The sequence below is a fragment of the Caulobacter sp. GW821-FHT09A05 genome (assembly GCF_059418465.1).
The window spans coordinates 186,418-209,703 of record NZ_JBWKPX010000007.1 but is presented as its reverse complement, the minus strand read 5'-3'; the positions used below and the strand labels follow the sequence as shown (position 1 = coordinate 209,703).

Below are 23,286 nucleotides of genomic sequence, written 5' to 3'. Positions count from 1 at the left end.
GTCCATGCGGGCGAAGCCGCAGACGATGTTCCGGGCCCACTCGCTGGAGATCTCGAAGAAGTCGGCCTCGTCGACGATCTTCAGGATCAGCTCCTTGATGTCGTAGGGCTTGCCCGGATCGGAGGGGATCAGGCTGTCGAGGCTGGGCTCCTCGCGATAGGGCTCATCGAAGCTCTGGCGCTCGGGGGCGGGCTGGCGGTTGGACGAGGGCAAAAAGTCGACCAGGCGGCGCACCTGGGTCAGGGCCTCCAGGTCGTTCTCGAACGCCCCCTCGGCCACCCCGGACTTGGCCGCGTGCACCCGCGCCCCGCCCAGCTCCTCGGCGGTGACCACCTCGTTGGTCACCGTCCTGACCACGTCCGGCCCGGTCACGAACATGTAGCTGGTGTCCTTGACCATGAAGATGAAGTCGGTCATCGCCGGCGAATAGACGTCGCCGCCGGCGCACGGGCCCATGATCACGCTGATCTGCGGGATCACCCCGCTGGCCATGACGTTCTCCAGGAAGATGTCGGCGTAGCCGGCCAGGCTGTCGACCCCCTCCTGGATGCGCGCCCCGCCCGCGTCGAACAGGCCGATGATCGGGGCTCCGACCTTCATCGCCTGGCGCTGGACCTTGACGATCTTGGCCGCGTGGGCCCCCGACAGGCTGCCGCCGAACACCGTGAAGTCCTTGGAGAACACGTAGACGACCTTGCCGTTGATCGTGCCCCAGCCGGTGACCACCCCATCGCCGGGGACCTTCTGCTCGGCCATGCCGAACTCGGTCCCGCGGTGCTCGACGAACATGTCGAACTCCTCGAACGAGCCCTCGTCCAGCAGCAGGTCGATCCGCTCGCGCGCCGTCAGCTTGCCCTTGGCGTGCTGGGCCGCCACCCGAGCCTCCCCGCCCCCGGCCCGCGCCTGCTCGCGACGGCGATCCAGTTCCTCGAGTATGTGCTGCACGCGGAAACGCTCTTGCAAAAGGAGTGATAAGTTCAAAGTCAGCTTATTGTGCTTGTCAGCAAGGAAAACTTGGGGAAAATCGAGCCGGCGCGCGATGCTGCGATGCTAAAATTTGTGAAGCTGCAAAGTTGTAAAGCTGTGCGCGACAAGCTGTTCATCGGTCCCAAGGTCCGCCTCCTGCGCCTCGCCAAGGGCTGGAAGCTGGAGCCGTGCGCCGCGCGGCTGGGGGTCTCGGCCAGCTACCTGTCGCAGATCGAGGCCAACCAGCGGCCGGTGACGGCCCGGGTCCTGATCGACGTGATGCGGGTGTTCGAGGTCGACGCCGCCTCGCTGGACGCCGCCGACGACCAACGGATGATCGCCGACCTGCGCGAGGCCACGGCCGATCCGATCCAGGACGGCGACCCGCCCAGCCTGCACGAGCTGAAATCGGCGGTGGCCAACACCCCCAACCTCGCCAAGGCCTATCTCGCCCTGCACCACGCCTATCGCCGGCTGGACGAGCGGCTGAAGACGACCGAGGAGGCCGTGTCGCTGGACGAGCGCGGCGCGGCCAGCGCCCTGCTGCCCTACGAGGAGGTGCGCGACTTCTTCCACTACAAGAACAACTACATCCACAGCCTGGACATGGCGTCCGAGGCCCTGGCCGCCGAGCTGGGCCTGGACGGGCGCGAAGCGGCCGAGACGGTGCTGGAGCGCCGGCTGCGCGACGGGCTGGGCGTCCGGGTGGTGCGTTCGCCCGAGCCCGAGCTCCTGCGGCGGTTCGACCCCGTCGCCGGCCTGCTGACCCTGGGCGCGGCCCAGGCCGCCGCCACCCGGTGCTTCCAGATGGCCTACCAGATCGTCGCCCTGGTCCTGTCCGACGCGGTCGAGGCCGAGCTGGCCGCGGCGGGATTCCGCAGCGAGGGGGCGGCCAAGGTCTGTCGCACGGCCCTACTGAACTATGCGGCCGGGGCGCTGCTGCTGCCCTATGAGCGGTTCCGCGAAGCCGCCCGGGGGATCCGGCACGACACCGAACAGCTGAGCCTGATGTTCCAGGCCAGCCTGGAGCAGGTGTTCCACCGCCTCAGCACCCTGCAACGGCCAGGCGCGAGGGGCGTGCCGTTCTATTTCGTGCGGGTCGACCAGGCCGGCAACATCACCAAGCGCCACAGCGCCACCCGCCTGCAGTTCGCGCGGTTCGGCGGGACTTGTCCGCTATGGAACGTGCACGACGCCTTCGCCCGGCCCGACCATTGGCTGGTGCAACTGGCCCAGATGCCGGACGGGGCGCGCTATGTCAGCATCGCCCGGGGGGTGGTCAAGTCGTCCGGCGACTACCTGAGGCCGGACCGCCGCTATGCGCTGGGGCTGGGCTGCGAGGCGCAGTACGCCGACAGTCTGGTCTATGCCCAGGGCCTGGACCTGGGCGGGCCGTCCGTGCCGATCGGTGTCAGCTGCCGGATCTGCGAGCGCGACGACTGCGCGCAGCGGGCCTTCCCGCCGGTCGACCGGGCCTTCGAGGTGTTCGAGAACGAGCGACGCCTGGCGCCGTTCGAGCTGGGGCAGGGCGACGAACGGCGACGATAGGCGGCCCGTCGGCGGTGGGCTTCCGGCTCAATGCGTTTTCGCGAAGCGCGGCCGCGTCTTCTTCCCGGAGTCTTTCCAGCTCGACTCCGCCCAAGCGATTCTCCAGCGGGCGGTTCCACGGAAACCGACGTTCTGTCGCAGTTTTCCACAGAAATTAGCCCAGGCGTCTCACGTCCCGCCCTCTCGTCGGAGGCGACCGCCTGTCGCGCCACACGCGTACGCTCGGGTTTGAAGTTCTTCCGACGCCGGAAGGCTGGCCTTGGCTTCAAAGGCCAAGGCGGCGTCTGTCATGATCCGCCCCGCCTCAAGTCGGCCCGGCGCTGGCAAGTCTTTGTGTTTTCAAGGGCAAGGCGCAGCTTCGACAAGCTTCGGCTTCGAAAAGCGGCTGATCTTTGCCTCATCTGCCGGGGCTCGAATCATTGCGGCGTTGAAACTTTTGTCCCAGCAACGTCGGCCTGACAGCGCTTGTTCGGGACGGAAAAGCCAGCTGCCGACCGCTTCCCATGGTTTAGAATCAAAGCGGATTTTTCGTTTCTGTTCTCAAGATTCGCTTACCTTAAGGGCTCGGCAAGCACGATTACCCAGATTGAGTACTTGTATTTCGGCAGGGCAGGTGTATTTCCAAGTCAAAGAACCACCGGAGAGACACTCGTGGAAGACAAAGCTACCCTGATCGAGCTCACCGCCGAGATCGTCGCCAATTACGTGGCCAATAACAGCACGTCGGTCTCCGATCTGCCGGCCCTGATCCGGGCGACTCACGATGCTTTGGCCGGTATTGGCTCTCCGGAAGCGGCTCCGGTTGAGACCGTTACGAAAGCTACGCCGGCTCAGATCCGTCGCAGCATTACGCCGGACGCCCTGATCAGCTTCGAAGACGGCAAACCCTACAAGACCCTGAAGCGTCACCTTACGACGCATGGCATGACCGTCGCCGAATACAAGGCAAAGTGGGGTCTGCCGAACGACTATCCCACCACCGCCCCGGCCTATAGCGAAGCCCGCTCGGCCATGGCCAAGGCCCTGGGCCTGGGCCAGGGCGGCCGCAAGGCCAAGGCCCCGCGCGGCCGCAAGGGCTGATCCGACCCCAAAAGGGTTGATATCGAGCAAGACCCCCGCCGGCGACGGCGGGGGTTTTTGTTTGTCTGGCGGGTCAGACGCCGCGCAGTTCCAGGCCCGGCGCGTCCGGCGCGCGCGAACCGCCGCCGTTCAGCGGGCGCTGCATCCACACCAAGTCGACCCAGCGGCCGAACTTGTAGCCCATGTCGGGGAACACGCCCCTCTGTTCGAAGCCCAGGGCGGCGTGCAGGCCGATCGAGGCGGCGTTGCCGCTGTCGCCGATCACCGCGCACATCTGGCGCAGGCCCAGGGCTTTGCAGGCCTCGATCAGGGCCGACAGCAGGGCCTTGCCCACGCCCTTGCCGACCGCCTCGGGGCCGACATAGACGCTGTCCTCGACCGTGTAGCGATAGGCCGCCCGCAGGCGGAACGGGCCGGCATAGGCATAGCCCAGCACCACGCCGTCCTGTTCGGCGACCAGATAGGGCAGGCCCTTGGCCAGGAAAGCCGCGCGGCGGCGGCCCATCTCGGCCTCGTCCGGCGGAACCTCCTCGAAGGTGCCCAGGCCGTTGAGGACGTTCCAGCCGTAGATCGCGGTGATGGCCGGCAGGTCGGCGTCGGTGGACGGACGGATAGTGACGCTCATGCCTTGGTCCATCCCTTGTCGACCGCCCACACGGCGAAGGCGTAGTCCAGGGCGATCTCCTTGAGGAAGTCGAACCGGCCCGAGGCGCCGCCGTGGCCGGCCTCCATGTTGATCTTGAGCAGAATCGGGGCGCCGCTGGTGGTGTGCTCGCGCAGCCTGGCCGTCCATTTCTCCGGCTCCCAGTAGGTGACGCGGGGGTCCGAGAGGCCGCCGGTGGCCAGCACGGCCGGATAGGCTCTGGCCGCGACATTGTCATAGGGCGAATAGCTGGCGATGTAGTCGTAGGCCTCCGGGTCCTCCAGCGGATTGCCCCATTCGGGCCACTCCGGCGGGGTCAGGGGCAGGGAGGTGTCGCTCATGGTGTTGAGCACGTCGACGAACGGCACCGCCCCGATGATCCCGGCCCACAGGTCAGGCCGCAGGTTGGTGATCGCCCCCATCAGCATGCCGCCGGCCGAGCCGCCATAGGCCACGGTGCGGCCCTTGGCGCCGTAGCCGGCCGCGTGCAGGTGCTCGGCGCAGGCGATGAAGTCGGTGAAGGTGTTCTTCTTCTTGAACTTCCGCCCGTCCAGGAACCAGCCGTAGCCCTTTTCCGAACCGCCGCGGACGTGGGCGGTGGCCCAGATCCAGCCGCGATCCACCAGGCTGAGGTTGCGGATCGAGAACGACGGGTCCATCGACATGCCGTAGCTGCCATAGCCGTACAGCAGCAGCGGCGCCTGGCCGTCCAGGGCCACGCCCTTCTTCATCAACACGGTGATCGGCACCTCGGCGCCGTCCGGAGCCTTGGCGTAGAGCCGCCGCGTGACATAGGCGGCCGGATCGTGGCCGGAGGGGATTTCCTGCGTCTTGCGCAGGGTCTTGGCCCCCGTCGCCATGTCGTAGTCGAACCACTGCCGGGGCGTGGTCGGCGACTGGTAGACATAGCGCATCACCGGGGTGTCGAACTCGTAGCCGCCCTCCAGGCTCAGGACATAGGCCTCCTCGTCGATGACGATCGGCTTCTCGGCCTTGCTGGCGCGGTCGGTGATGACGATGCGGGTGTTGGCGTTGACCCGCTCGACCCGGACCAGGTGGTCCTTGTAGGCGGCCAGGCCCGTGATGAAATGGCCGGGCTTGTGCGGGACGAAGTCCTTCCAGTGGGCGCGGCCGGGCGTGGCGACCGGGGCCTCGACCAGCTTGAAGTCGATGGCGTCGTCGGCGTTGGTCAGGATGACGAACCGGTCGTCCCAGTGCTCGACCGAATAGCGCAGGCCCACGGTGCGCGGCTCGACCACCTTCGGCGCGGCGGTCGGGTCGGAGGCGGGGATCAGCAGGGTCTCGGAGGTCTCGTGGTCGCCGGCGGTGATGGTGATGAAGGCGTCCGAGCCCGTCGTGCCCACGCTGACGAAGAAGCCATCGTCGGGCTCGTCATAGACCAGCACGTCGTCCTTCAGCCCGCCGCGCGCAGGGCGGCGATAGATCTTGTCCGAGCGGCCGTTGTCGTCGCGGTGGGTCCAGAACAGCCACTGGCTGTCGGGCGACCAGGCGAAGTCGCCGGTGCTGCTCTCGACGGGTTCCTTCAGGATCTCGCCGGTCGCCAGGTCCTTCACATAGATGTGGTGGACTTCCGAGCCCTGCGCGTCCTCGGCATAGGCGAACAGCCTGTGGTCGGGGCTGTGGTCGGCGGCGCTGACCTGGCTGTAGGCCTTGCCCTTGGCCAGGGCGTCGCAGTCCAGCAGGATCTCCTCGCCGTCCGTCTTGCCGCGCGGCCGGCGGCAGAAGATCGGGTGCTGGCCGCCAATGTTGAAGCGCGAATAGTATTCGAACGGGCCGTCGGGGGCGGGGACGCTGGCGTCGTCCTCCTTGATGCGGCCCTTCATCTCCTCGAACATCGCCGCCTGCAGGCCTTCGGTCGGGGCGAGCAGGGCCTTCACATAGGCGTTCTCGGCGGTCAGGTGTTCCTTGACCTCGGGCTTGATCAGGGTCGGGTCGCGCAGGACCTTCTGCCAGTTGTCGTCCTTCATCCAGGCGTAGTCGTCGACGCGGACCCGGCCCAGCTGTTCAGTGCGCTTGGGAACCTTGCGGGCGACGGGCGGAACAGGCTTCGAAGACTCGGACATTGCGCTCTCGGGCTGGAGGACCGACACCGACGTAATGAGCGCCGCCGCGCTCGTCATCATTTTGCGCCGGTTCATGGTCAGATTTTCCCTCGCGATGCGTCAGAACGCCAACTTGTGCGCCCTGGCGACGCTGGTCAAACTGGCCCTCGCGTAGGGTGAATCGGGGCTTGAGGGCTTAGATGGCTTGGGACCTGTCGGTCGATCTGATCCAGGCTACCGTGCAGCTTGAACAGCCGCTCGGCGACGGATCACGAACGGTCGGCACTGGTTTCCTGATCGAGAATCCCACGCCCGACGGCCGGCCGCGCACCATCCTGGTCACCGCCGCCCACGTGTTCGACAAGATGCCGTCGGCCTCGGCCAAGATCGGCTATCGCATCCAGAGCGCCGACGGCGTCTGGCGCTATGATCCCCACACCCTGAAGATCCGCGACGGCGACCATCCGCTGTGGGTCAAGCATCCCACCCGCGACGTCGCCGCCATCGAGGTCGAGGCCCCGCCGGAATTCGCCAAGGCGGCGATCCCGCTGGCTTGGCTGGCCCAGGACGACACCTTCAACAAGTACAGCCTGGGCCCGGGCGACGAGATGATGGCCCTGGGTTTCCCGCGCGGCCTGTCGGCCAACCCGGCCGGCTTCCCGATCCTGCGGTCCGGACGCGTGGCCTCGTACCCGCTGGCCCCGGCCAGCGTGTTCCCGACCTTCCTGATGGACTTCTCGGTGTTCCCCGGCAATTCGGGCGGGCCGGTGTTCATGGCCCAGGGCGCGCGGCGCCGGCCGGGCTCGACGGAAAGCCAGGAGGTGCAGTTCGTGGCCGGCATGCTGACCCAGCAGGTCGAGCTGTCGGGCGAGCGCCTGGAGATCGGCATCGTCACCCACGCCAAATATATCCGCGAGACCGTGGCCATGCTGGACAAGCTGGCGGGACCGCCCCTGATCCAGGCCAAGCCCGCCAAGCCGGTCCAACCCTCCACCCAGGCGGCGACCCAGTCCGCCGCGGCGGTGTCGGCCACGGCCCTGGCGGTCGCACGGTAGGATAGTCGACACAGGAACTTCGCTCCGAGCCTCCCGTTTCTAGGGGGAGTTCAAAACCAGCAGGAGCGAGCCATGAGCACCAATCGAGTCGAAGGCGCTGTCGACAAGGGCGTCGGCGCGGTCAAGGAAGCGGCCGGCAAGGCCACCGACAACGAACGCCTGGAAGCCGAAGGCAAGGCCCAGAAGGCCAAGGGCGACCTGCAGAACAAGGTCGGCCAAGTCCAGGACAAGATCGGCGACGCGATCAAGCACTAGGCTGGTCCGGCGCTAGACGAGAAAACGGCCGCGGAGCGATCCGCGGCCGTTTTCTTTTGAGCGCGAACCCCTTGTCGAAGGACGAGGGCGAACCCGCTGCCTAGCCGTAGAGGATCGCGATCGTCTCGGCCACGCAGGCGGGGCGCTCCTCGCCCTCGATCTCGATGGTGCACTCGTTCTTCATCTGCAGGCCGCCGGACCTGGGCTCGACGCTGAGCAGCTTCTGGCGCATGCGCACCCTCTTGCCGACTCGGACCATGCCGGTGAACCGCACCTTGTCGCAGCCGTAGTTGATGCCGCGGGTCACGCCGGTGACGTGCAGGATGCCTTCGCCCAGCATCGGGATCAGCGACAGCGTGAGAAAGCCGTGGGCGATCGGGCCGCCGATCTCGCGGGTGGCGCGCTCGACGTCGACGTGGATCCACTGGTGGTCGCCGGTGGCTTCAGCGAACTGGTTGACCCGCTCCTGGTTGATCTCGACCCAGTCGGAGACCCCGATCTCCTGGCCAACCAGGCTGGCGACGTCAGCGTAGGCGACTTCCTTCATGGCGTTCCTGCTCCCAAACATTTGTTTGGATAGAGACCAGCCGCCGGGCTCGCGGTCAACCCGTGAAGGTCTGGAACACCAGCCAGGCGTTGGCCGACGAGATCACCCCGAACAGGGTCCAGGCCACGGCCTTGGTGGCCAGGCCGTTGGCGAACACCCCCATCAGCGCCTTGTCGTCGGTGAAGCGCAGCAGCGGGAAGATGGCGAACGGCAGCTGCGCGCTTAGCACCACCTGGGTCAGGACCAGCAGCTTGCCGACCGAATGCTCGCCCATCGTCAGCACCCCGACCAGGGCCGGGACGATGGCCAGGCCCCGAGTGATCAGCCGCCGCTGCCAGCAGGGGATCGACAGGTTCAGGAAGCCCTCCAGGATCACCTGGCCGGCGATGGTGCCGGTGAAGGTCGAGCTCTGCCCCGAGGCGAACAGCGCGATCGCGAACAACAGGCCGGCCACGGCCGCGCCGGTCAGCGGGGCCAGCAGGCGGTGCGCCTCCTCGATGCCGGCCACCTCGGTATTGCCCGTCCGGTGGAAGGCCGAGGCCGCCAGGATCAGGATGGCGGCGTTGATGAACAGGGCCACGGCCAGCGAGGCCACGGTGTCCAGGGTCGCCAGCCGCAGGGCCGCCCGCTTGCCGGGTTCGTCGGCGGGAACCACCCGCGTCTGGACGATCGACGAGTGCAGATACAGGTTATGCGGCATGATCGTCGCCCCGACGATGCCGATGGCCAGGTAGAGGGCGTTGCCCTGCCTCAAGGCGTCCAGCGACGGGACCAAACCCCGCGCCACCGCCCCGGCGTCGGGCCTGACCAGGATCAGCTGCACCAGGAAGCAGATCCCGATCGTGCCGACCAGGCCCAGGATGATCGCCTCCAGCTGCCGGAAGCCCTTGCCCTTCAGGCCCAGCACGATGACCGTGTCCAGCGCGGTCAGCAGGACTCCAGCCCACAAGGGAACGCCCAGGAGCAGCTTGAAGGCCAGGGCGCTGCCCAGCACCTCGGCGATGTCGCAGGCGATGATGGCGATCTCGGCCAGCAGCCACTGGACCCTGACCGTGCGCGGGCCGTAGCGGTCGCGCGACATCTGGGCCAGGTCGCGGCCGGTGACCAGGCCCAGGCGCAGGCTGAGGGTCTGCAGCACGATGGCCGCCAGGCTCGACAGCACCACCACGAACAGCAGGGCGGTCCCGTAGCGCGACCCGGCCTCGATGTCGGTGGCCCAGTTGCCGGGATCCATGTAGCCGACGCTGACCAGCAGGCCGGGGCCGGCGAAGCGCAGGGCCCGCTTCCAGGGCGAGAGGCCGGCGGGCACGGCCACGGCGCCGCGCACCTCGGCGGGACAGAAGGGCGCGGTGGCGGTCTTGGGGAGTGAGAACATGGCGGAAGCGTTAGTTTGGATTCGCGCGACGTATAGTCCGCTATGACAAAAGCCGCGGGGGCTCGCCCTCGCGAGCCAGGGCTTGGGCGTGATTGAAGCGGCCCGGCAACGAAGAGAGGCGACTATGGTATTCCCGACAGGACGGACCGACCTCTATCTGACGGAAATCGGCGAGCCCTTCGACAATGTTCTGCGTGTCGTTGTTCTGGAGGCGCGCGATCGAGGCGAGGTGGTGGAGACCGAGGTCGGGCCGGCGCGACGCATGGCGTTCGGCTCCACGTCGCGGGCGTCCGAACTGATCTGGGAAAGCTATGTGGCCTACGCCGTTCGCGACGAGAGCCACGCACGGCTCGAGGACGGCGAAGCAAGATCAGGCGACAGCCTCTACACGCGGGACCGGTCCGCGTTCCTCGACTACGTGGGAAGGGCGACGAGCGCGACGGACGCCCATCCCGGTCCCATCACCCACTGGACGCTGGACACCCTCAACCACAGCCTCGACGTGGCGGCGGTCGAAGGACCGAGCGTGCGGGTGATGGCGCGATCCGAGGTCGTTCGGGAGCCGAATTTCATTAGCTGGGAGCGGGTCTCCGGCTAGACGATCCCGCCTTCGCCCTTACCCCAGTACGCGTCCCGGATCAGCCGTTTGTAGAGCTTTCCGGTCGGATGCCTCGGCAGTTCGGCCATGAAGTCGATGCGCCTTGGCGCCTTGACGTGGCTGAGGTTGGCGCGGGCGAAGGCCATCAGTTCCTCGGCCAAGGCGTCCTGGTCGGCCGAGGCGTCCAGGGGCTGGATCACGGCCACCACCTGCTCGCCCATCTCCTCGTGCGGCGCGCCGACCACGGCGGCGTCGGCCACCTTGGGGTGGGTGATCAGGAGGTTCTCGATCTCCTGCGGATAGATGTTCACCCCGCCGGAGATGATCATGAAGCTCTTGCGGTCGGTCAGGTAGAGGTAGCCCTCCTCGTCGACCCAGCCCACGTCGCCCAGGGTGGTCCAGCCATGCTGGTTGTAGCTCTCGGCCGTCTTCTCCGGAGCATTGTGATAGTTCACGGCCGGGCCGTTGGCGAAGTAGACCGCCCCCTCGGTGCGGACCGGCACGGGCTCGCCCGCCTCGTCGCAGATCCGCAGCTCGCCCAGCACCGCCTGGCCGACGCTGCCCTTGTGGGTCAGCCAGTTGTCGGCGTTGATCCAGCAGAAGCCGTTGCCCTCGGTGCCGGCGTAGTATTCGAGGATCACCGGTCCCCACCAGGCGATCATCTGTTCCTTGACCGGCACGGGGCAGGGGGCGGCGGCGTGGACCGCCGACCTCATGGACGAGACGTCGTACCGGGCGCGGACCTCCGGCGGCAGTTTCAGCATCCGCACGAAGTGGGTCGGCACGAACTGGCCGCAGTCGGCCCTGTGGCGCTCGATCAGGGCCAGGGCCGCCTCGGGGTCGAACTTCTCCATCACGACCACCGTGCCGCCCAGCTTGTGGACGGTCATGCACCAGCGCAGCGGGGCGGCGTGGTAGAGCGGGGCGGGCGACAGGTAGACGCTGTCGCCGCTGAACCCGAACAGCCCCTGGGCGATCATCTGCAGGGCGTTGGGCGCGTCGATCGGCCCGCCGCCCAGCGCGGGCTTCACGCCCTTGGGCCGCCCGGTCGTGCCGGACGAATAGAGCATGTCCGAGCCCGCCGTCTCGTCGGCGATCGGCGTCGCGGGCATGGCGGCGCGAGCCGCTTCGAAGTCCTCGAACGGCGCCATGCCGCCGCCTGTCCGGCACAGCCGTACGCCGGGGATCAGCGGGGCCAGCGCCTGGCTCACCGCGTCCAGCGCCGGGCTGACGATCAGCGCCCGGGCCTCGCAGTCCTTGACGATGTACTCGACCTCGGCCGCCGTCAGCTTGGTCGAGACGCAGGTGTAGTAGAGCCCCGCGCGCTGGGCGGCCCAGGCGATCTCGAAGAAGCGGGGGGTGTTGTCCATCAGCAGGGCGATCACGTCGCCGGCGCGCAGGCCCCAGGACCGGAACAGGTGCGCCCCCTGGTTCGAGCGGGCGTCGAGCTCGCGATAGGTCACCGTCTCGCCGGAGCCGGCCATGATGTAGGCGGGCTTGTCGGGCTGGCTTTGCGCGTGATGGAACGGATGCATTCGGTCCCCTCGATGACTTTGTCGGAAATCGCGTCTAGAATGGCTGTCTAGAAATGGAGCGGGCCATGGCGCTCAGCATCAAGACCCCGGAGGCCGATCGGCTTGCGCGCGACCTCGCCAGGCTGACCGGCGAGACCATGACGCAAGCGGTGACCGTCGCCTTGCGGGAGCGGCTGGATCGCGAGAAGGCGGCGCGAGCCGAGGCGCCGGAGGCGTTCGTCGAGCGGATCATGGCGCTGGCGGCCAAGCTGCGGGGCGGCGTCGACTTCCGGCCGGTCACGCCCGAAGAGTGGCTGGACGCCGGCGGCGATGACCTGGATTTCGAATTGGCGGCGAAGGAACGGTTGGCGAAGGCCGAGCGGCGATGGTGATCGATACGTCGGCGATTGTCGCCATCCTCGCGGGCGAGGCCGGCGCGCCCGCCCTGGTCGACAGGATCGGCGCGGCGACGATCCGGGAAATGTCGATGGCCAGCTACGTCGAGGCGGCGACGGTGCTCTGGGCGCGGGAGATTCAGCCGGAGGCGCTGGACCTTCTTCTCGAGGCGCTCGGCGTCTCGCTGGCGCCCGTCGATGAGATCCAGGGCAAGGCGGCCGTCCGCGCCCGCATCGCCTACGGCAAGGGTTCCGGCCATCCGGCTCAGCTGAATTTCGGCGACACCTTCACCTACGCCCTGGCCAAGACGCGTGGCGCGCCGCTGCTGTTCGTCGGCGACGACTTCTCCCACACCGACCTGATCGACGCGCGCGCCTGAGGCCATCAGGCCACCGTGGCGTTGGCGGCCTGGCGGATCAGGTCGCAGGCCTTTTCGGCGATCATGATGGTCGGGGCGTTGGTGTTGCCCGAGACCAGGCGCGGCATGACCGAGGCGTCGACCACCCGCAGGCCGGTCAGCCCCCGCACCCGCAGCTGGCTGTCGACCACCGCCATCGGGCCGCCGCCCATCTGGCAGGTCCCGACCGGGTGGTAGATCGTCGAGCCGGTGGCGCGGGCGTAGTCCAGCAGGGCGGCGTCGGTCGCCGCCTCCGCGCCGGGGTTCATCTCGTGGTCGATCAGCGGGGCGATGGCCGGCTGGGCGGCGATCCTGCGGGCCCAGCGCAGGCCGGCGACCGTGACCTCCTGGTCCAGGGGATCGGACAGGTAGTTGGCGAAGATGGCCGGATGGACAGTCGGGTCGGCCGACTTGATCCGGATGTGGCCCCGGCTCTCGGGCCGCAGCTGGCACGGGGCGATGGTCAGGCCCGGCGCGTCTTCCAGCTCCATCTTCTGTTCGTTGAACAGCTTCTCCAGGTCCATGGTCGCGGGCAGGATGTGGAACTGGATGTCGGGGCTGGAGAGATCCGGCCGCGACTTGCAGAACGCGGCGATATGCGCGGCCGACAGGGTCAGCAGGCCCTTGCGCGCGAACAGGTACTTCAGCGCCTCGGCCGCAAGCCGTCCGCCCTTGCTCTGCTCGTTGACCGACACCGTCCCGGCCTTCAGGCGGAACCGCGCGCCGGTGACATAGTGGTCCTGCAGGTTCTCGCCGACGCCGGGCAGGTCGTGGATCACGACGATCCCGTGCTCGGCCAGCAACTGGCCCGGGCCGACGCCGGACAGCTGCAGCAGCTGCGGCGAGTTGATCGCCCCGCCGGCCAGGATCACCTCGGCCCGCGCCTTGGCGGTGCGGACCACGCCGTTCTGGCTGAACTCGACCCCAACCGCGCGCTTTCCCGCGAACAGGACCCTGCGGGCCAGGGCTTGGGTCTCGACCCGCAGGTTCGGGCGGCCCATGGCCGGATGCAGGTAGGCCACCGCCGCCGAGCAGCGCTGGCCGTTCTTCACGGTCAGCTGGTAGTAGGCCACGCCTTCCTGGCGCTCGCCGTTGAGGTCGGCGTTGCGCGGGATGCCGGCCTCGACGCAGGCCTCGACGACAGCGTCGGAGATCGGGTTGGTCTCGGTGACGTCGGAGACGTTCAGCGGGCCGCCGGTGGCGTGCCAGTCGCCGCAGCCGCCGCGCTCCTGGTGCTGGGCCTTGCGGAAATAGGGATAGACGTCGTCCCAGGCCCAGCCCTCGCAGCCCAGCTGCCGCCAGCCGTCATAGTCGGCCTGCTGGCCGCGGATATAGAGCAGGCCGTTGATCGAGGAAGAGCCGCCCAGCACCTTGCCGCGCGGCCAGACGTGCGAGCGCCCGCCGGTCCCCGGATCGGGCTCGGTGGCGTACAGCCAGTTGACCTTGGGGTCCTTCAGGGTCTGGGCGTAGCCGACCGGGATGTGGATCATCAGGTTCGACAGGAACTGGGACGGGTTCCGGGTCGGCCGGTCGTCGCCGCCGGCCTCCAGCAGCAGAACCTTGTGGCGGCCGTCTTCCGACAGCCGCGCCGCCAGCACGCAGCCGGCCGAGCCGGCGCCCACCACGATGTAGTCGGCCTCGATGATCGACGTCATCGGATCCTCCCTCTCACCGCGCGCGTGTCTCCGCGTGATCGGTGTTCACCAATGAAGGCGCGAGAACGAGGCCGACTGCAAGCCTAACCCCGCGTCAACCTAGTGGGCGGGCAGTGAGGTCTTTGTTCGAGCCTCGATGGCGTCGGCCCGGGCAAGGAAGGGTTCGGCTTGGGAACTGCGGTCGGTATTGCGGTAGAGCAGGCCGATATTCCTCAGCAGCGTCGCGCTACCTGTGGCGTCGAGACCGTATACGCGTTCCTCAATGGCTAGAGCACGCAGATAAGCTTTCTCAGCTTGGCCGTATTGGCCGATGGAGGCATAGTTCAGACCGAGATTGGTCAGGATCATCGCCGTATAAGGGCCTTCGCCAAGATCGCGTTCAGAGATGGCGAGGGCTTTCTCGCAAAGCTCTACCGCCTCGCTATAGCGCTGCACCCTGAAGAGGGGGCGGCTTTCGTCGATCAAACGGTCCACTTTGGTCATCGCCTCGTCGACTGAAACCGCTGTGGGACGTTGGTCGGACTGAACGGACGCACTGGCCGGAGCGACCGACGATAGGACTGCTATCAGCAGGATGCTTGGGATCATGGCTGTCAGCTCGACTTCGGTTTGGCCAATGATGAATGGCGAATAGGCGACGTTTTAGCAATCGACCGCATTCTGCTTGCCTCGACGTTCCAGGCCCGATTTCATACGTGCGTTTGAGGTCGCCAAGAGCCTCTAGCGCCAAAGGAGACACCATGGCACCCCCGACCTTCGAGACCCTGCTCTACGCCGTCGAGGAGGGGATCGCGACCATCACCCTGAACCGTCCGGACAAGCTGAACGCCTTCACCGCCAGGATGATGAAGGAGCTGATCGACGTCTTCGACCTCACCGACGCCGACGACGCGGTGCGGGTGGTGATCGTCACCGGCGCCGGCCGGGCGTTCTGCGCGGGGGCGGATCTATCCGGCGGCGGGGCCACCTTCGACCGCACCAGCCCCCAGGCGCTGGAGCGGGAAGAGGGCAAGGTCGGCGACATCTATCGCGACGGCGGCGGCCGGGTGGTGCTGCGGATGTACGACAGCCTCAAGCCGATCATCGCCGCGGTCAACGGTCCGGCCGTCGGGGTCGGGGTGACCATGCAGCTGCCGATGGACATCCGCCTGGCCTCGACCGACGCCAAGTTCGGCTTCGTCTTCGCCCGCCGGGGCATCACGCCCGAGGCCTGCTCGTCCTGGTTCCTGCCGCGGCTGGTGGGGATGCAGACCGCGCTGGAATGGTGCTTCACCGGCCGGGTGTTCGGCGCCCAGGAAGCCCTGGACCGTGGTCTGGTCCGCTCGCTGCACGCGCCCGACGACCTGCTGCCCGCCGCCCGCGCCCTGGCGCGTGAGATCGCCGACAACACCGCCCCGGTCTCGGTGGCGCTGAGCCGCCAGCTGCTCTGGCGCATGGCCGGCGCCGACCATCCGATGGAGGCCCACAAGGCCGACAGCCGGGCCATCCAGTCGCGCGGCGCGGCCGGCGACGCCAAGGAGGGCGTCGGGGCGTTCCTGGAAAAGCGCGCTCCCGCCTATCCGGACAAGGTCTCGGCGGACCTCCCGGACATCTGGCCGGAGTGGGGCGAGCATCCGTTCCGGTAGGGGCGGCCGAGGGAAGGGGAGACCCCTCGCATCCCTCGACAAACGCGCTATATCCCGCCCATGGCTGAAGCTTTCAACGACAAGACCCTGACGGGCGACAAGTCCGCCCGCTACGCCGAGGTGGCCGAGGAGATCGCCTCGGTGCTGGACGGCGAGGCCAACCTGACCGCCCGCATGGCGACGGTGGCCTCGATGCTGGCCAGCAGCTTCGACCACTATTTCTGGACCGGCTTCTACGTGGTCGATCCGGCCAAGGAGCGTGAGCTGGTGGTCGGGCCCTACCAGGGCACGCTGGGCTGCCTGCGCATCGCCTTCGGGCGCGGCGTTTGCGGGACCGCGGCGGCCACCGGCCAGACCCAGCTGGTCGAGGACGTCCATGCCTTTCCGGGACACATCGCCTGCGACAGCCGCTCGCGCAGCGAGATCGTCGTGCCGGTGTTTGACGCTTCCGGGACGCTGCTGGCGGTGTTCGACGTCGATTCCGACCAGCCCGCCGCCTTCGACGCCGTCGACCAGCAGGGCCTCGAGAAGATCCTGAAGACCACATTCGCCTGAGAAGGGCGCCGGGCCGATACAAAGTGGCCCGGTGGTTGCAATCCTGATCCACATCTTTCCCTAACCGGATCGGATTAGGACATATGGCGATGTTGGATATCGAGACCCTCCACCCGCTGGCCCTGGACGAGGCCGATCTGCGGACCTGGCGCGACCTGGCGGCGGCCCAGCCGGCTTTCCACAGCCCGCTGCTGGGTCCGGACTTCGCCCAGGCCGTCGGGGCCGTGCGCGACGACGCCCGGGTGGCCGTGATCCGCCGCCGGGGCCAGACCCTGGGCTTCCTGCCGCATCACCGCCGTCCTGGCTCCATGGCCCGGCCGATCGGCTCGCCGTTGTCGGACTATCACGGCCTGGTCTCGCGTCCGGACGCCGGACTGGCCGGCGCCGAGGTGCTGCGCGCCGCCGACCTGACCGCCTATCGCTACACCGGCCTGATCGATCCCCACGGCGTGTTCGGCCGGAACGAGACCAGGGCCGCCCATGTGATCGACCTGGCCGGGACCGACGCCGAGGCCTATCTGGAGGCCGTCCGCGCCGCCAGCCCCAAGAAGATCAAGAACTGGCGTCGGCTGGACAACAAGCTGGACCGCCAGGTGGGCGCGGTCACCCTGGTCGGCCCCGACCATTCCCGCGAGGCCTTCGACCAGTTGATCGCCTGGAAGCGGGAACAGCTGGAACGCACCGGCGTCCATGACTTCCTGCGCCCCGACTGGACCCGTGGCCTGATGCTGGACCTGTTCCAGAAACGGACAGGCCCGTTCCAGGGCCTGATGATCAATCTCTACGCCGGCGGCCAGTTGGTGGCCGGCCACTTCGGCGTGCGGCTGGACGGCGTCTACCACCCGTGGATCGCCTCGACCAACCCGGCCCATGGCGAGTGGTCGCCGGGCCAGATCTTCTTCATGCGCGCCATCGCCGCCATGCCGGGCCTGGGCCTGCGCCACTACGACCTCGGTCCCGGGCACGACCACTACAAGGGGGCCTACGCGCTCAGCCAGGTCCAGATCGGCGAAGGCACGGCGACGGCCGCGACCATGGCCGGCCGCGTCGCCCACTCGCTGGACGGGGTCATGGCCCTGGCCGGTTCGCGGGGCGCGGGCCCGGTCGGGCGGCTGACCCGCCGCATGGAGGCCATCGCCAGCGTCGAGCTGACCATGGGCGGGCGGATGCGCGGCCTGGTCGACGCCTTCGCTAACCAAGCGCAAAGGCGAGGCGGGTAAAGCTCGGCCAAAGCCTGGAGTTCCCATGCGCGTCACGGTCATGATCCCCACCCAACGGCGTCTCGGCGGCCTGGCCGTCGCGGCGCGTTCGGTGTTCGCCCAGGTCGGCGTCGACTTCGCCGCCCTGGAGCTGGTGGTCGTCGACAACGACCAGGCGCCGTCGGCCCAGGCGACCGTCGCCGAACTGACCGGCCAGGCGCCGTTTCCGGTCCATTACGTCCACGAGCCGCGCCCGGGGGTGGCCCACGCGCGCAACGCCGGCATGGCCAGGGCCAGCGGCGAGCTGATCGCCTTCCTGGACGACGACGAGGAGGCCCCGACCGGCTGGCTGGCCGCGCTGCTGGCCGCCCAGGCTCGCTACGAGGCCGACGTGGTGTTCGGACCGGTCCGGGCCCGCGCCCCGGCCAGCGTGACCCGGCATCGCGACTATCTGGAGCGCTTCTTCTCGCGCGAAGGGCCGGCGCAGGCCGGGGTCATCGACCACTATTACGGCTGCGGCGACAGCCTGCTGCGCCGCGCCGCCCTGCCCGACCCGGCCGCGCCGTTCGCCGTCGAGCGCAACCTCATCGGGGGCGAGGACGACATGCTGTTCGGCCACATGCGGGCCGGCGGCGCGCGGTTCGCCTGGGAGCCGGCGGCCTGGGTCTGGGAAGACCCCGTGCCCGATCGTCTGAGTCTGGGCTACACGATCCGCCGCGCCTTCGCCTACGGCCAGGGCCCCTCGGCCCACTGCGCCGCCGCCAGCCCGCCCGACCACCTGGGGGTCGTCCGCTGGATGGCCGTGGGCGTGGTCCAGAGCACGCTGTTCGGCCTGGTGGCCGGCTTCAAGTGGCTGGTCCGGGCCGGCGACCGGGCCGACTGGCTGGACCGCGCCGCCCGCGGCCTGGGCAAGACCCTGTGGTGGGGACCGTTCAAGATCCAATTCTACGGAAGGACCGCGTCGTGAGCATCATCAGCGACTGGACCGACGACAAGGCCAAGGCTTTCGGCCGCGAGAACCTGGTCTTCCAGCATGGCCTGCACCAGCGGCCGATGTTCGACGACGAGGGCCTGGCGCGCCTGCTGGACCAGTATCCGCGCGACCAGCTGGGCGTCTTCACCATGGGCGAGGATCCCAAGGCCTGGACCACCTGGCGCAAGGGGGCGGCGGGCAACCTGAGCGGCGACCAGCTGCTGGAGGCCGCCCAGGCCGGCCGCATCTGGCTGAACCTGCGCAAGACCAACGACTTCGTGCCGGACTACGCCGCCCTCTGCGACGAGATCTTCGCCGAGAAGGAGGCCCGGGTCCCCGGCCTGAAGACCTTCAAGCGCGACCTGGGCATGCTGATCAGCAGCGCCAACGCCCAGGTGTTCTACCATCTGGACGTGCCGCTGGTGTCGCTGTGGCAGATCCGCGGCCAGAAGAAGGTCTGGGTCTATCCGGTCGCCGATCCCTATGTCGGCGAGCTGGCGCTGGAGAGGATCGTGCTCAAGGAGACGGCCGAGCAGTTCGCCTTCGACCCGGCCTGGGACGCCGGCGCCCAGGCCTACGACCTCACCCCCGGGGCCATGGTCACCTGGCGGCAGAACGCCCCGCACCGGATCGAGAACGGCCCGATGCTGAACGTCTCGATCTCGATCGAATTCATGACCCCGCCGGCCCTGATGCGGGCCAATGTCATCTACGCCAACGGGGTGCTGCGCCGGCGGCTGGGCGCCAAGCCGCGCGTGCAGAGCGGCTTCGGGCCCACGGCCCTGGGCAAGCTGGCCGTGGCGCGCGGCGCCAAGGCCCTGAACCTGCAGACCCCGCACGTGCGCCACCTGCCGGTGACCTTCGGGCTGGACGCCCAGCGGCCGGGCGTTCTGGTCGAGCGGGTCTAGTTCCGCACGCTGGACGCCGACGGCTGGGCGACCGAGGGCGCGGACTGGGATCGGCTGCTGCTGCAGCGGGCGAGCCGGGTGGGAACCAGCCGGTAGGGGGCCTGGGAAATCGACGCCTCGCCCGGACGGAACGGAGGGCTCGCCGCGCGGGCCGGATCCCCGCCGGCCATGTTGTCAGCGATGCGAGGTTCTGTCACAACTCTAGGGTGTTAATCCGCGCCGGGAGGGATCGGTGGGTTGTATAAGGATAACGCTGAACGGCGCGGGGGGGGCTGAGCACCATGGCCTCGCCGGCCCCTGGGGTGGCGGGGGCGCTCCCGCCCGGGATGCCGGCTGGCCCGGGCCTCTACGTCATCTTCAATCTCGCGACCAACAACCGCTATATCGGCAAGGCTGGCAATCTCCAGACCCGATTCAACAAGCGGATGCTGGGCGTCAACGAACTTGGCCTCAGTCCCGCGAACCTGAACCAGATCGGCGCCTTCTGGGGACAGGTGACCGCCACCCATACGGCGGTTCCGCCCCTGGGCGGCGGCGGGGTTCCCCAGCTCCACACGCTTCCGTTCGGCGCCGCCGCGGCTCCGCTGTTCCTGGGTTTCCGGATCATCCGAAGCGCGCTCGGAGCGGCGCCCGCTCTGCCCGCCGCTGTGGTCGGCGGCCTGTGCATGGCCCCCAACTACGCCGCCGCCAACGTGACGGTGACGGTCGACGGGCAGGCCCTCAACGTCGAGGCGCTTCTCATCCGCTTCTTCCGCCAGGCGGCCGGCGTCGCCGGGACGATCACCAACGGGACCTACATCGGCAATTTCACCAACACGACGGCCAACGAGCTGATCGTCGTGGTCGAATGGGTGGCCTGCCCGGCCGTCAATGTCCCCCATGCCCACATGATCATCACGATACCGCCCGGCGGCGCCTTCTGACCCGAGGGTCCAGCGGCGAAGCCCCGCCAAAATGTCGCGGCGCCGGTATGGTTAATGAGGCGTTAGGACTCAGTCGCCATTTCTCGCAGACGGCCTGGCTGGGCCGCGGAGATTCGTAGATGAGCGGGTTCAATCGGCTGCCTTTCGGCTGGAGGCTGATCGTCGTCCTCGGCCTGTTGGCGGGCCTGGGCCAGCTGGGCTGGGCGGCGTTCGGCGGGCCGGGGCTGGTCTCGCCGTACAGCATGGCCGGCATGGCCACCCTGGTCGCCACCCTGATCATCGGGCTCTTGGCCTGGAACGACGCCACGCGCCGGGCCCTGGAGGGCCTCAGCCGCTCGGTCGACGCCCTGGGGGCGGGCCAGTACGACCGACCCCTGGCTTCGCCCGCCACCGACGACCGGCAGGTCCAGGCGCTGGCCAAGGGCTTGGACGGCGTCCAGCGCAGGCTGGCCGGCGACCAGGCCGCCCGCGCCACCGAGGACGCCGAGCGCGCCGCCGCCGACGCCGAGCAGCGACGCCACCTGCAGGAGGTCGAAACCTACGCCCGCGCCCAGCTGACCGCCGTCAACGCCCTGGGCCAGGGCGTCGAGAAGCTGGCCGAGGGCGACCTGATCTCGCGCCTGCGCGAGGACGCCTTCCCGGTCGAGGCCCGCAAGGTCCCCAGCGACTTCAACGCCGCCGTCGACAGCCTGCAGCAGACCCTGGCCGGCGTCCTGGGCGCGGCGCGCAGCATCCGCGCCGGCTGCGGCGAGATCTCGGCGGCCGCCGACGATCTGGCCCAGCGCACCGAGCGCCAGTCGGCCGGCCTGGAGCGGACCGCCGCCGCCCTCGACCAGATCACCGCCACCGTGAAGAAGAGCTCCGACAACGCCGAAAAGGCGCGGGGCGTGACCCAGAGCGCCAAGTCCAACGCCGAAAAGAGCGGCCAGGTCGTCCGAGAGGCCGTCGAGGCCATGGGCGGCATCGAGAAGTCGTCCCAGTCGATCACCCAGATCATCGGCGTCATCGACGAGATCGCTTTCCAGACCAACCTGCTGGCCCTGAACGCCGGGGTCGAGGCCGCCCGGGCCGGCGACGCCGGCCGAGGCTTCGCGGTCGTCGCCCAGGAAGTCCGGGCCCTGGCCCAGCGCTCGGCCGACGCCGCCAAGGAGATCAAGGGGTTGATCCGCGCCTCCAGCGAGCAGGTCGACAAGGGCGTCAAGCTGGTCGGCGAGACCGGCCAGACCCTGGACCAGATCCTGGGCCAGGTGATCGAGATCAACGATCTCGTCGGCGAGATCGCCGCCTCGTCCAAGGAGCAGGCCGGAGGGCTGGCCGAGGTCAACGCCGCGGTCAACCAGATGGGCCAGGTGATCCACCAGAACGGGGCCATGGTCGAGCAGTCCGCCACGGCCACCGGCGCCCTGGCCGCCGAGGCCGAGGAACTGGAGCGCCTGCTGGGCGGCTTCCAGGTCGGGGCCCAGATCCATGACTACCGTCCGCGCCAGGACCAGCGCCGCGAGATTCCGGTCGCGCCGCGCCGCGACGCCTTCCGCGAGCGTTACGTGCAGGGCACCAATGCGCTGAAGATCGAGCCCCGCTCGCGTCCCGGCGAATGGCGCTGACCGCCCGCCCTGTGGCGAAGCCGGGCGAAGCGGCGCACAGTCCTGTCCCGGGCCGCTCATCCGACGTTAGGGGGTTGGGGTCTAGGTTGGAGCACGACGGGTTTTCGTCAGGACGACCATGAACGATTTCACCGCGCCCTTCGCGGATTCACGGCCCGAACCCGCCGCCAAGCCGCGCTCGCGGGCCGCCCTGCTCAAGCGACTGGCCGACGTGGTCTGCCTGCCGGCCAGCCGCATCAACGCCTTCGAGCGCGCCATGACCGCCGACCTGCTGGTCGAGATGCTGCGCGACGCCGTGGTGGGCGAGCGCGAGAAGGTGGCCCGGCGCCTGGCCAACCTGACCGAGATGCCCGGGGTGCTGGTGCGCCTGCTGCTGCGCGACGAACTGCCGGTCGCCAGGGCCCTGCTGGAGCATTCGCCCAACCTCAGCGACGCCGACCTGATCAGCTGCCTCTACAACAGCACCCAGGACCATCGCCGCCTGATCGCCCTGCGCCGCGGCGTCAGCGAGGTGGTGGCCGACGCCCTGGTCGACATGGACGAGACGGCGGTCGTCGAGGCGCTGCTGAAGAACGAGCTGGTGCGCTTCAGCCACCAGGGGCTGGAGAACATCGTCGCCTCGTCGCGCGACAATCCGCAGCTGATCCCGCTTCTGCTCAAGCGCGCCGAGCTGCGGCCCAGCCACGCCTATGTGATGTTCTGGTGGTCGGACGCCGAGGCGCGACGCACGATCCTGCAGCGCTTCGCCGTGTCGCGCGAGATCTTGCAGGACGCGGTCGGCGACGTCTTTCCCCTGGCCTCGGCCGAGGGCTGGCAGGACCCGCTGTCGCGCAAGGCGCTGCAGTTCATCGAACGACGTCAGCGAAATCGCGCAGCCATCGCCAAGAGCCCCTACGACAGCCTGGAGGACGCGATCGCCGCGGCCCAGAACGGCATGACCCGCGAGACGGCCGAGGAGATCTCGTACCTGTCGGGCCTGAAGCCGATGACCGGGGCCAAGATCTTCACCGATCCGGGCGGTGAGCCGCTGGCCATCCTGTGCAAGGCCACCGGCTTGCCGCGCGGGGCCGTGCGGGCCTTGTGGCGTAGCCTTCGACGGCCCGAGACCGACGCGTCCGGCGCGCCGACGCCCGGCCTGGAGCGCGTGCTGACCGCCTTCGACACCATCGCCGTCGATCGCGCCCAGACCATGCTGCGCTACTGGAACTGGTCGCTGTCCTCGGCCATGACGCCGGCCCTGCTGAAGGCCATCCGCGAGGGCGACGAGGCCGCCGTGGACGAGTATTCGGTGCCGCAGCGCGCCGCGATGCTGGCGCTTTCCCGAGATTTCACACGCTGATCGACCCTAGTCGTTGAATGTGTTCAGCGACTATTATCCGATTGAGCCTGGCCCGAGATTGAGATTTC

General features: G+C 68.6%; 22 protein-coding genes and 1 pseudogene. 15 read left to right on the top strand and 8 right to left on the bottom strand.

Annotation, left to right across the window (positions count from 1 at the left end; translation table 11 throughout):
• Positions 1-945, bottom strand: a 945-nt coding sequence (locus tag AC07NX_RS09630; RefSeq protein ID WP_494641268.1) for an acyl-CoA carboxylase subunit beta, incomplete at its 3' end; no start/stop codon positions are given.
• A 138-nt stretch (positions 946-1,083) separates the two neighbouring features.
• Here AC07NX_RS09630 and AC07NX_RS09625 point away from each other — a divergent pair.
• A complete protein-coding gene (locus tag AC07NX_RS09625; protein WP_494641266.1) occupies positions 1,084-2,514 on the top strand; it encodes a helix-turn-helix domain-containing protein in 1,431 nt (476 codons plus the stop codon).
• Positions 2,515-3,165: 651 nt separating this feature from the next.
• Positions 3,166-3,594 carry a Ros/MucR family transcriptional regulator gene (locus AC07NX_RS09620; RefSeq protein ID WP_012285398.1) on the top strand — a complete coding sequence of 143 codons (429 nt, stop codon included), beginning with the start codon at positions 3,166-3,168 and terminating at the stop codon, positions 3,592-3,594.
• A gap of 73 nt (positions 3,595-3,667) precedes the next feature.
• Here the strand turns inward: AC07NX_RS09620 and AC07NX_RS09615 are convergent, their stop codons facing one another.
• Complete coding sequence (locus AC07NX_RS09615; RefSeq protein WP_494641263.1) at positions 3,668-4,219, bottom strand: GNAT family N-acetyltransferase; 552 nt, start codon at positions 4,217-4,219, stop codon at positions 3,668-3,670.
• Positions 4,216-6,321 (bottom strand): S9 family peptidase, encoded by a 2,106-nt coding sequence (locus tag AC07NX_RS09610; protein ID WP_494641261.1) that lies wholly within the window; start codon positions 6,319-6,321, stop codon positions 4,216-4,218. The genes AC07NX_RS09615 and AC07NX_RS09610 overlap by 4 nt, the downstream gene beginning before the upstream one ends.
• A gap of 179 nt (positions 6,322-6,500) precedes the next feature.
• On the opposite strand from AC07NX_RS09610, the gene AC07NX_RS09605 reads away from it, so the two are divergent.
• Positions 6,501-7,355, top strand: coding sequence for a trypsin-like serine peptidase (locus AC07NX_RS09605; RefSeq protein ID WP_494641259.1), 855 nt, complete (start codon positions 6,501-6,503; stop codon positions 7,353-7,355).
• 72 nt (positions 7,356-7,427) lie between these two features.
• Positions 7,428-7,609: pseudogene (locus AC07NX_RS09600) on the top strand (CsbD family protein); the annotation flags it as partial.
• A 101-nt stretch (positions 7,610-7,710) separates the two neighbouring features.
• Here the strand turns inward: AC07NX_RS09600 and AC07NX_RS09595 are convergent.
• Together AC07NX_RS09595 and AC07NX_RS09590 are read right to left on the bottom strand one after the other, a co-directional pair.
• Positions 7,711-8,157: a MaoC family dehydratase gene (locus tag AC07NX_RS09595; protein ID WP_494641257.1), complete on the bottom strand. Its 447-nt coding sequence runs from the start codon at positions 8,155-8,157 to the stop codon at positions 7,711-7,713.
• 55 nt (positions 8,158-8,212) lie between these two features.
• A complete protein-coding gene (locus tag AC07NX_RS09590) occupies positions 8,213-9,532 on the bottom strand; it encodes an Nramp family divalent metal transporter (protein WP_494641255.1) in 1,320 nt (439 codons plus the stop codon).
• Positions 9,533-9,614: 82 nt separating this feature from the next.
• On the opposite strand from AC07NX_RS09590, the gene AC07NX_RS09585 reads away from it, so the two are divergent.
• A complete protein-coding gene (locus AC07NX_RS09585) occupies positions 9,615-10,130 on the top strand; it encodes a hypothetical protein (RefSeq protein ID WP_494641253.1) in 516 nt (171 codons plus the stop codon).
• Here AC07NX_RS09585 and AC07NX_RS09580 read toward each other — a convergent pair.
• On the bottom strand, positions 10,127-11,665 hold the full coding sequence (locus tag AC07NX_RS09580; RefSeq protein ID WP_494641251.1) for an acyl-CoA synthetase: 1,539 nt from the start codon (positions 11,663-11,665) through the stop codon (positions 10,127-10,129). The two genes, AC07NX_RS09585 and AC07NX_RS09580, sit on opposite strands and share 4 nt — an antisense overlap.
• A gap of 65 nt (positions 11,666-11,730) precedes the next feature.
• Here AC07NX_RS09580 and AC07NX_RS09575 point away from each other — a divergent pair, with 65 nt between their 5' ends.
• Positions 11,731-12,036 (top strand): type II toxin-antitoxin system VapB family antitoxin, encoded by a 306-nt coding sequence (locus AC07NX_RS09575; RefSeq protein WP_494641249.1) that lies wholly within the window; start codon positions 11,731-11,733, stop codon positions 12,034-12,036.
• Positions 12,030-12,419, top strand: coding sequence for a type II toxin-antitoxin system VapC family toxin (locus AC07NX_RS09570; RefSeq protein ID WP_494641247.1), 390 nt, complete (start codon positions 12,030-12,032; stop codon positions 12,417-12,419). Before AC07NX_RS09575 ends, AC07NX_RS09570 begins: the two co-directional genes overlap by 7 nt.
• 5 nt (positions 12,420-12,424) lie before the next feature.
• On the opposite strand, the gene AC07NX_RS09565 is transcribed toward AC07NX_RS09570, so the two are convergent.
• Positions 12,425-14,092, bottom strand: coding sequence for a GMC family oxidoreductase (locus AC07NX_RS09565; RefSeq protein ID WP_494641245.1), 1,668 nt, complete (start codon positions 14,090-14,092; stop codon positions 12,425-12,427).
• Between the two features lie 99 nt (positions 14,093-14,191).
• Positions 14,192-14,680, bottom strand: a complete 489-nt coding sequence (locus AC07NX_RS09560) for a tetratricopeptide repeat protein (protein ID WP_494641243.1) — start codon at positions 14,678-14,680, stop codon at positions 14,192-14,194.
• 152 nt (positions 14,681-14,832) lie between these two features.
• Between AC07NX_RS09560 and AC07NX_RS09555 the strand changes: the two genes are divergently transcribed.
• From AC07NX_RS09555 to AC07NX_RS09520, 8 genes are all read left to right on the top strand, one after another.
• The gene (locus AC07NX_RS09555; RefSeq protein ID WP_494641241.1) at positions 14,833-15,717 is read left to right on the top strand and encodes a crotonase/enoyl-CoA hydratase family protein; all 885 of its coding nucleotides are present in this window, start codon (positions 14,833-14,835) and stop codon (positions 15,715-15,717) included.
• Between the two features lie 60 nt (positions 15,718-15,777).
• Positions 15,778-16,272 carry a GAF domain-containing protein gene (locus tag AC07NX_RS09550; RefSeq protein WP_494641239.1) on the top strand — a complete coding sequence of 165 codons (495 nt, stop codon included), beginning with the start codon at positions 15,778-15,780 and terminating at the stop codon, positions 16,270-16,272.
• Between the two features lie 89 nt (positions 16,273-16,361).
• Positions 16,362-17,492: a GNAT family N-acetyltransferase gene (locus tag AC07NX_RS09545; protein ID WP_494641277.1), complete on the top strand. Its 1,131-nt coding sequence runs from the start codon at positions 16,362-16,364 to the stop codon at positions 17,490-17,492.
• A gap of 25 nt (positions 17,493-17,517) precedes the next feature.
• Positions 17,518-18,438 (top strand): glycosyltransferase family 2 protein, encoded by a 921-nt coding sequence (locus tag AC07NX_RS09540; RefSeq protein WP_494641237.1) that lies wholly within the window; start codon positions 17,518-17,520, stop codon positions 18,436-18,438.
• Positions 18,321-19,352, top strand: coding sequence for a hypothetical protein (locus tag AC07NX_RS09535; RefSeq protein WP_494641235.1), 1,032 nt, complete (start codon positions 18,321-18,323; stop codon positions 19,350-19,352). Before AC07NX_RS09540 ends, AC07NX_RS09535 begins: the two co-directional genes overlap by 118 nt.
• 281 nt (positions 19,353-19,633) lie before the next feature.
• Positions 19,634-20,275, top strand: a complete 642-nt coding sequence (locus AC07NX_RS09530; protein WP_494641233.1) for a hypothetical protein — start codon at positions 19,634-19,636, stop codon at positions 20,273-20,275.
• A 119-nt stretch (positions 20,276-20,394) separates the two neighbouring features.
• Positions 20,395-21,879: a methyl-accepting chemotaxis protein gene (locus tag AC07NX_RS09525; RefSeq protein ID WP_494641231.1), complete on the top strand. Its 1,485-nt coding sequence runs from the start codon at positions 20,395-20,397 to the stop codon at positions 21,877-21,879.
• A 118-nt stretch (positions 21,880-21,997) separates the two neighbouring features.
• Positions 21,998-23,218: a DUF2336 domain-containing protein gene (locus AC07NX_RS09520; protein WP_494641229.1), complete on the top strand. Its 1,221-nt coding sequence runs from the start codon at positions 21,998-22,000 to the stop codon at positions 23,216-23,218.
• Positions 23,219-23,286: the final 68 nt, after the last annotated feature.

Excerpts from the sequence above, each read along its gene's own strand:
- AC07NX_RS09580 (WP_494641251.1), bottom strand. The coding sequence starts at position 11,665 with ATGCATCCGTTCCATCACGCGCAAAGCCAGCCCGACAAGCCCGCCTAC.
- AC07NX_RS09525 (WP_494641231.1), top strand. The coding sequence starts at position 20,395 with ATGAGCGGGTTCAATCGGCTGCCTTTCGGCTGGAGGCTGATCGTCGTC.
- AC07NX_RS09595 (WP_494641257.1), bottom strand. The coding sequence starts at position 8,157 with ATGAAGGAAGTCGCCTACGCTGACGTCGCCAGCCTGGTTGGCCAGGAG.
- AC07NX_RS09555 (WP_494641241.1), top strand. The coding sequence starts at position 14,833 with ATGGCACCCCCGACCTTCGAGACCCTGCTCTACGCCGTCGAGGAGGGG.
- AC07NX_RS09565 (WP_494641245.1), bottom strand. The coding sequence starts at position 14,092 with ATGACGTCGATCATCGAGGCCGACTACATCGTGGTGGGCGCCGGCTCG.
- AC07NX_RS09560 (WP_494641243.1), bottom strand. The coding sequence starts at position 14,680 with ATGATCCCAAGCATCCTGCTGATAGCAGTCCTATCGTCGGTCGCTCCG.
- AC07NX_RS09615 (WP_494641263.1), bottom strand. The coding sequence starts at position 4,219 with ATGAGCGTCACTATCCGTCCGTCCACCGACGCCGACCTGCCGGCCATC.
- AC07NX_RS09570 (WP_494641247.1), top strand. The coding sequence starts at position 12,030 with ATGGTGATCGATACGTCGGCGATTGTCGCCATCCTCGCGGGCGAGGCC.
- AC07NX_RS09575 (WP_494641249.1), top strand. The coding sequence starts at position 11,731 with ATGGCGCTCAGCATCAAGACCCCGGAGGCCGATCGGCTTGCGCGCGAC.
- AC07NX_RS09545 (WP_494641277.1), top strand. The coding sequence starts at position 16,362 with ATGTTGGATATCGAGACCCTCCACCCGCTGGCCCTGGACGAGGCCGAT.
- AC07NX_RS09530 (WP_494641233.1), top strand. The coding sequence starts at position 19,634 with ATGGCCTCGCCGGCCCCTGGGGTGGCGGGGGCGCTCCCGCCCGGGATG.
- AC07NX_RS09550 (WP_494641239.1), top strand. The coding sequence starts at position 15,778 with ATGGCTGAAGCTTTCAACGACAAGACCCTGACGGGCGACAAGTCCGCC.
- AC07NX_RS09540 (WP_494641237.1), top strand. The coding sequence starts at position 17,518 with ATGCGCGTCACGGTCATGATCCCCACCCAACGGCGTCTCGGCGGCCTG.
- AC07NX_RS09590 (WP_494641255.1), bottom strand. The coding sequence starts at position 9,532 with ATGTTCTCACTCCCCAAGACCGCCACCGCGCCCTTCTGTCCCGCCGAG.
- AC07NX_RS09605 (WP_494641259.1), top strand. The coding sequence starts at position 6,501 with ATGGCTTGGGACCTGTCGGTCGATCTGATCCAGGCTACCGTGCAGCTT.
- AC07NX_RS09610 (WP_494641261.1), bottom strand. The coding sequence starts at position 6,321 with ATGTCCGAGTCTTCGAAGCCTGTTCCGCCCGTCGCCCGCAAGGTTCCC.
- AC07NX_RS09520 (WP_494641229.1), top strand. The coding sequence starts at position 21,998 with ATGAACGATTTCACCGCGCCCTTCGCGGATTCACGGCCCGAACCCGCC.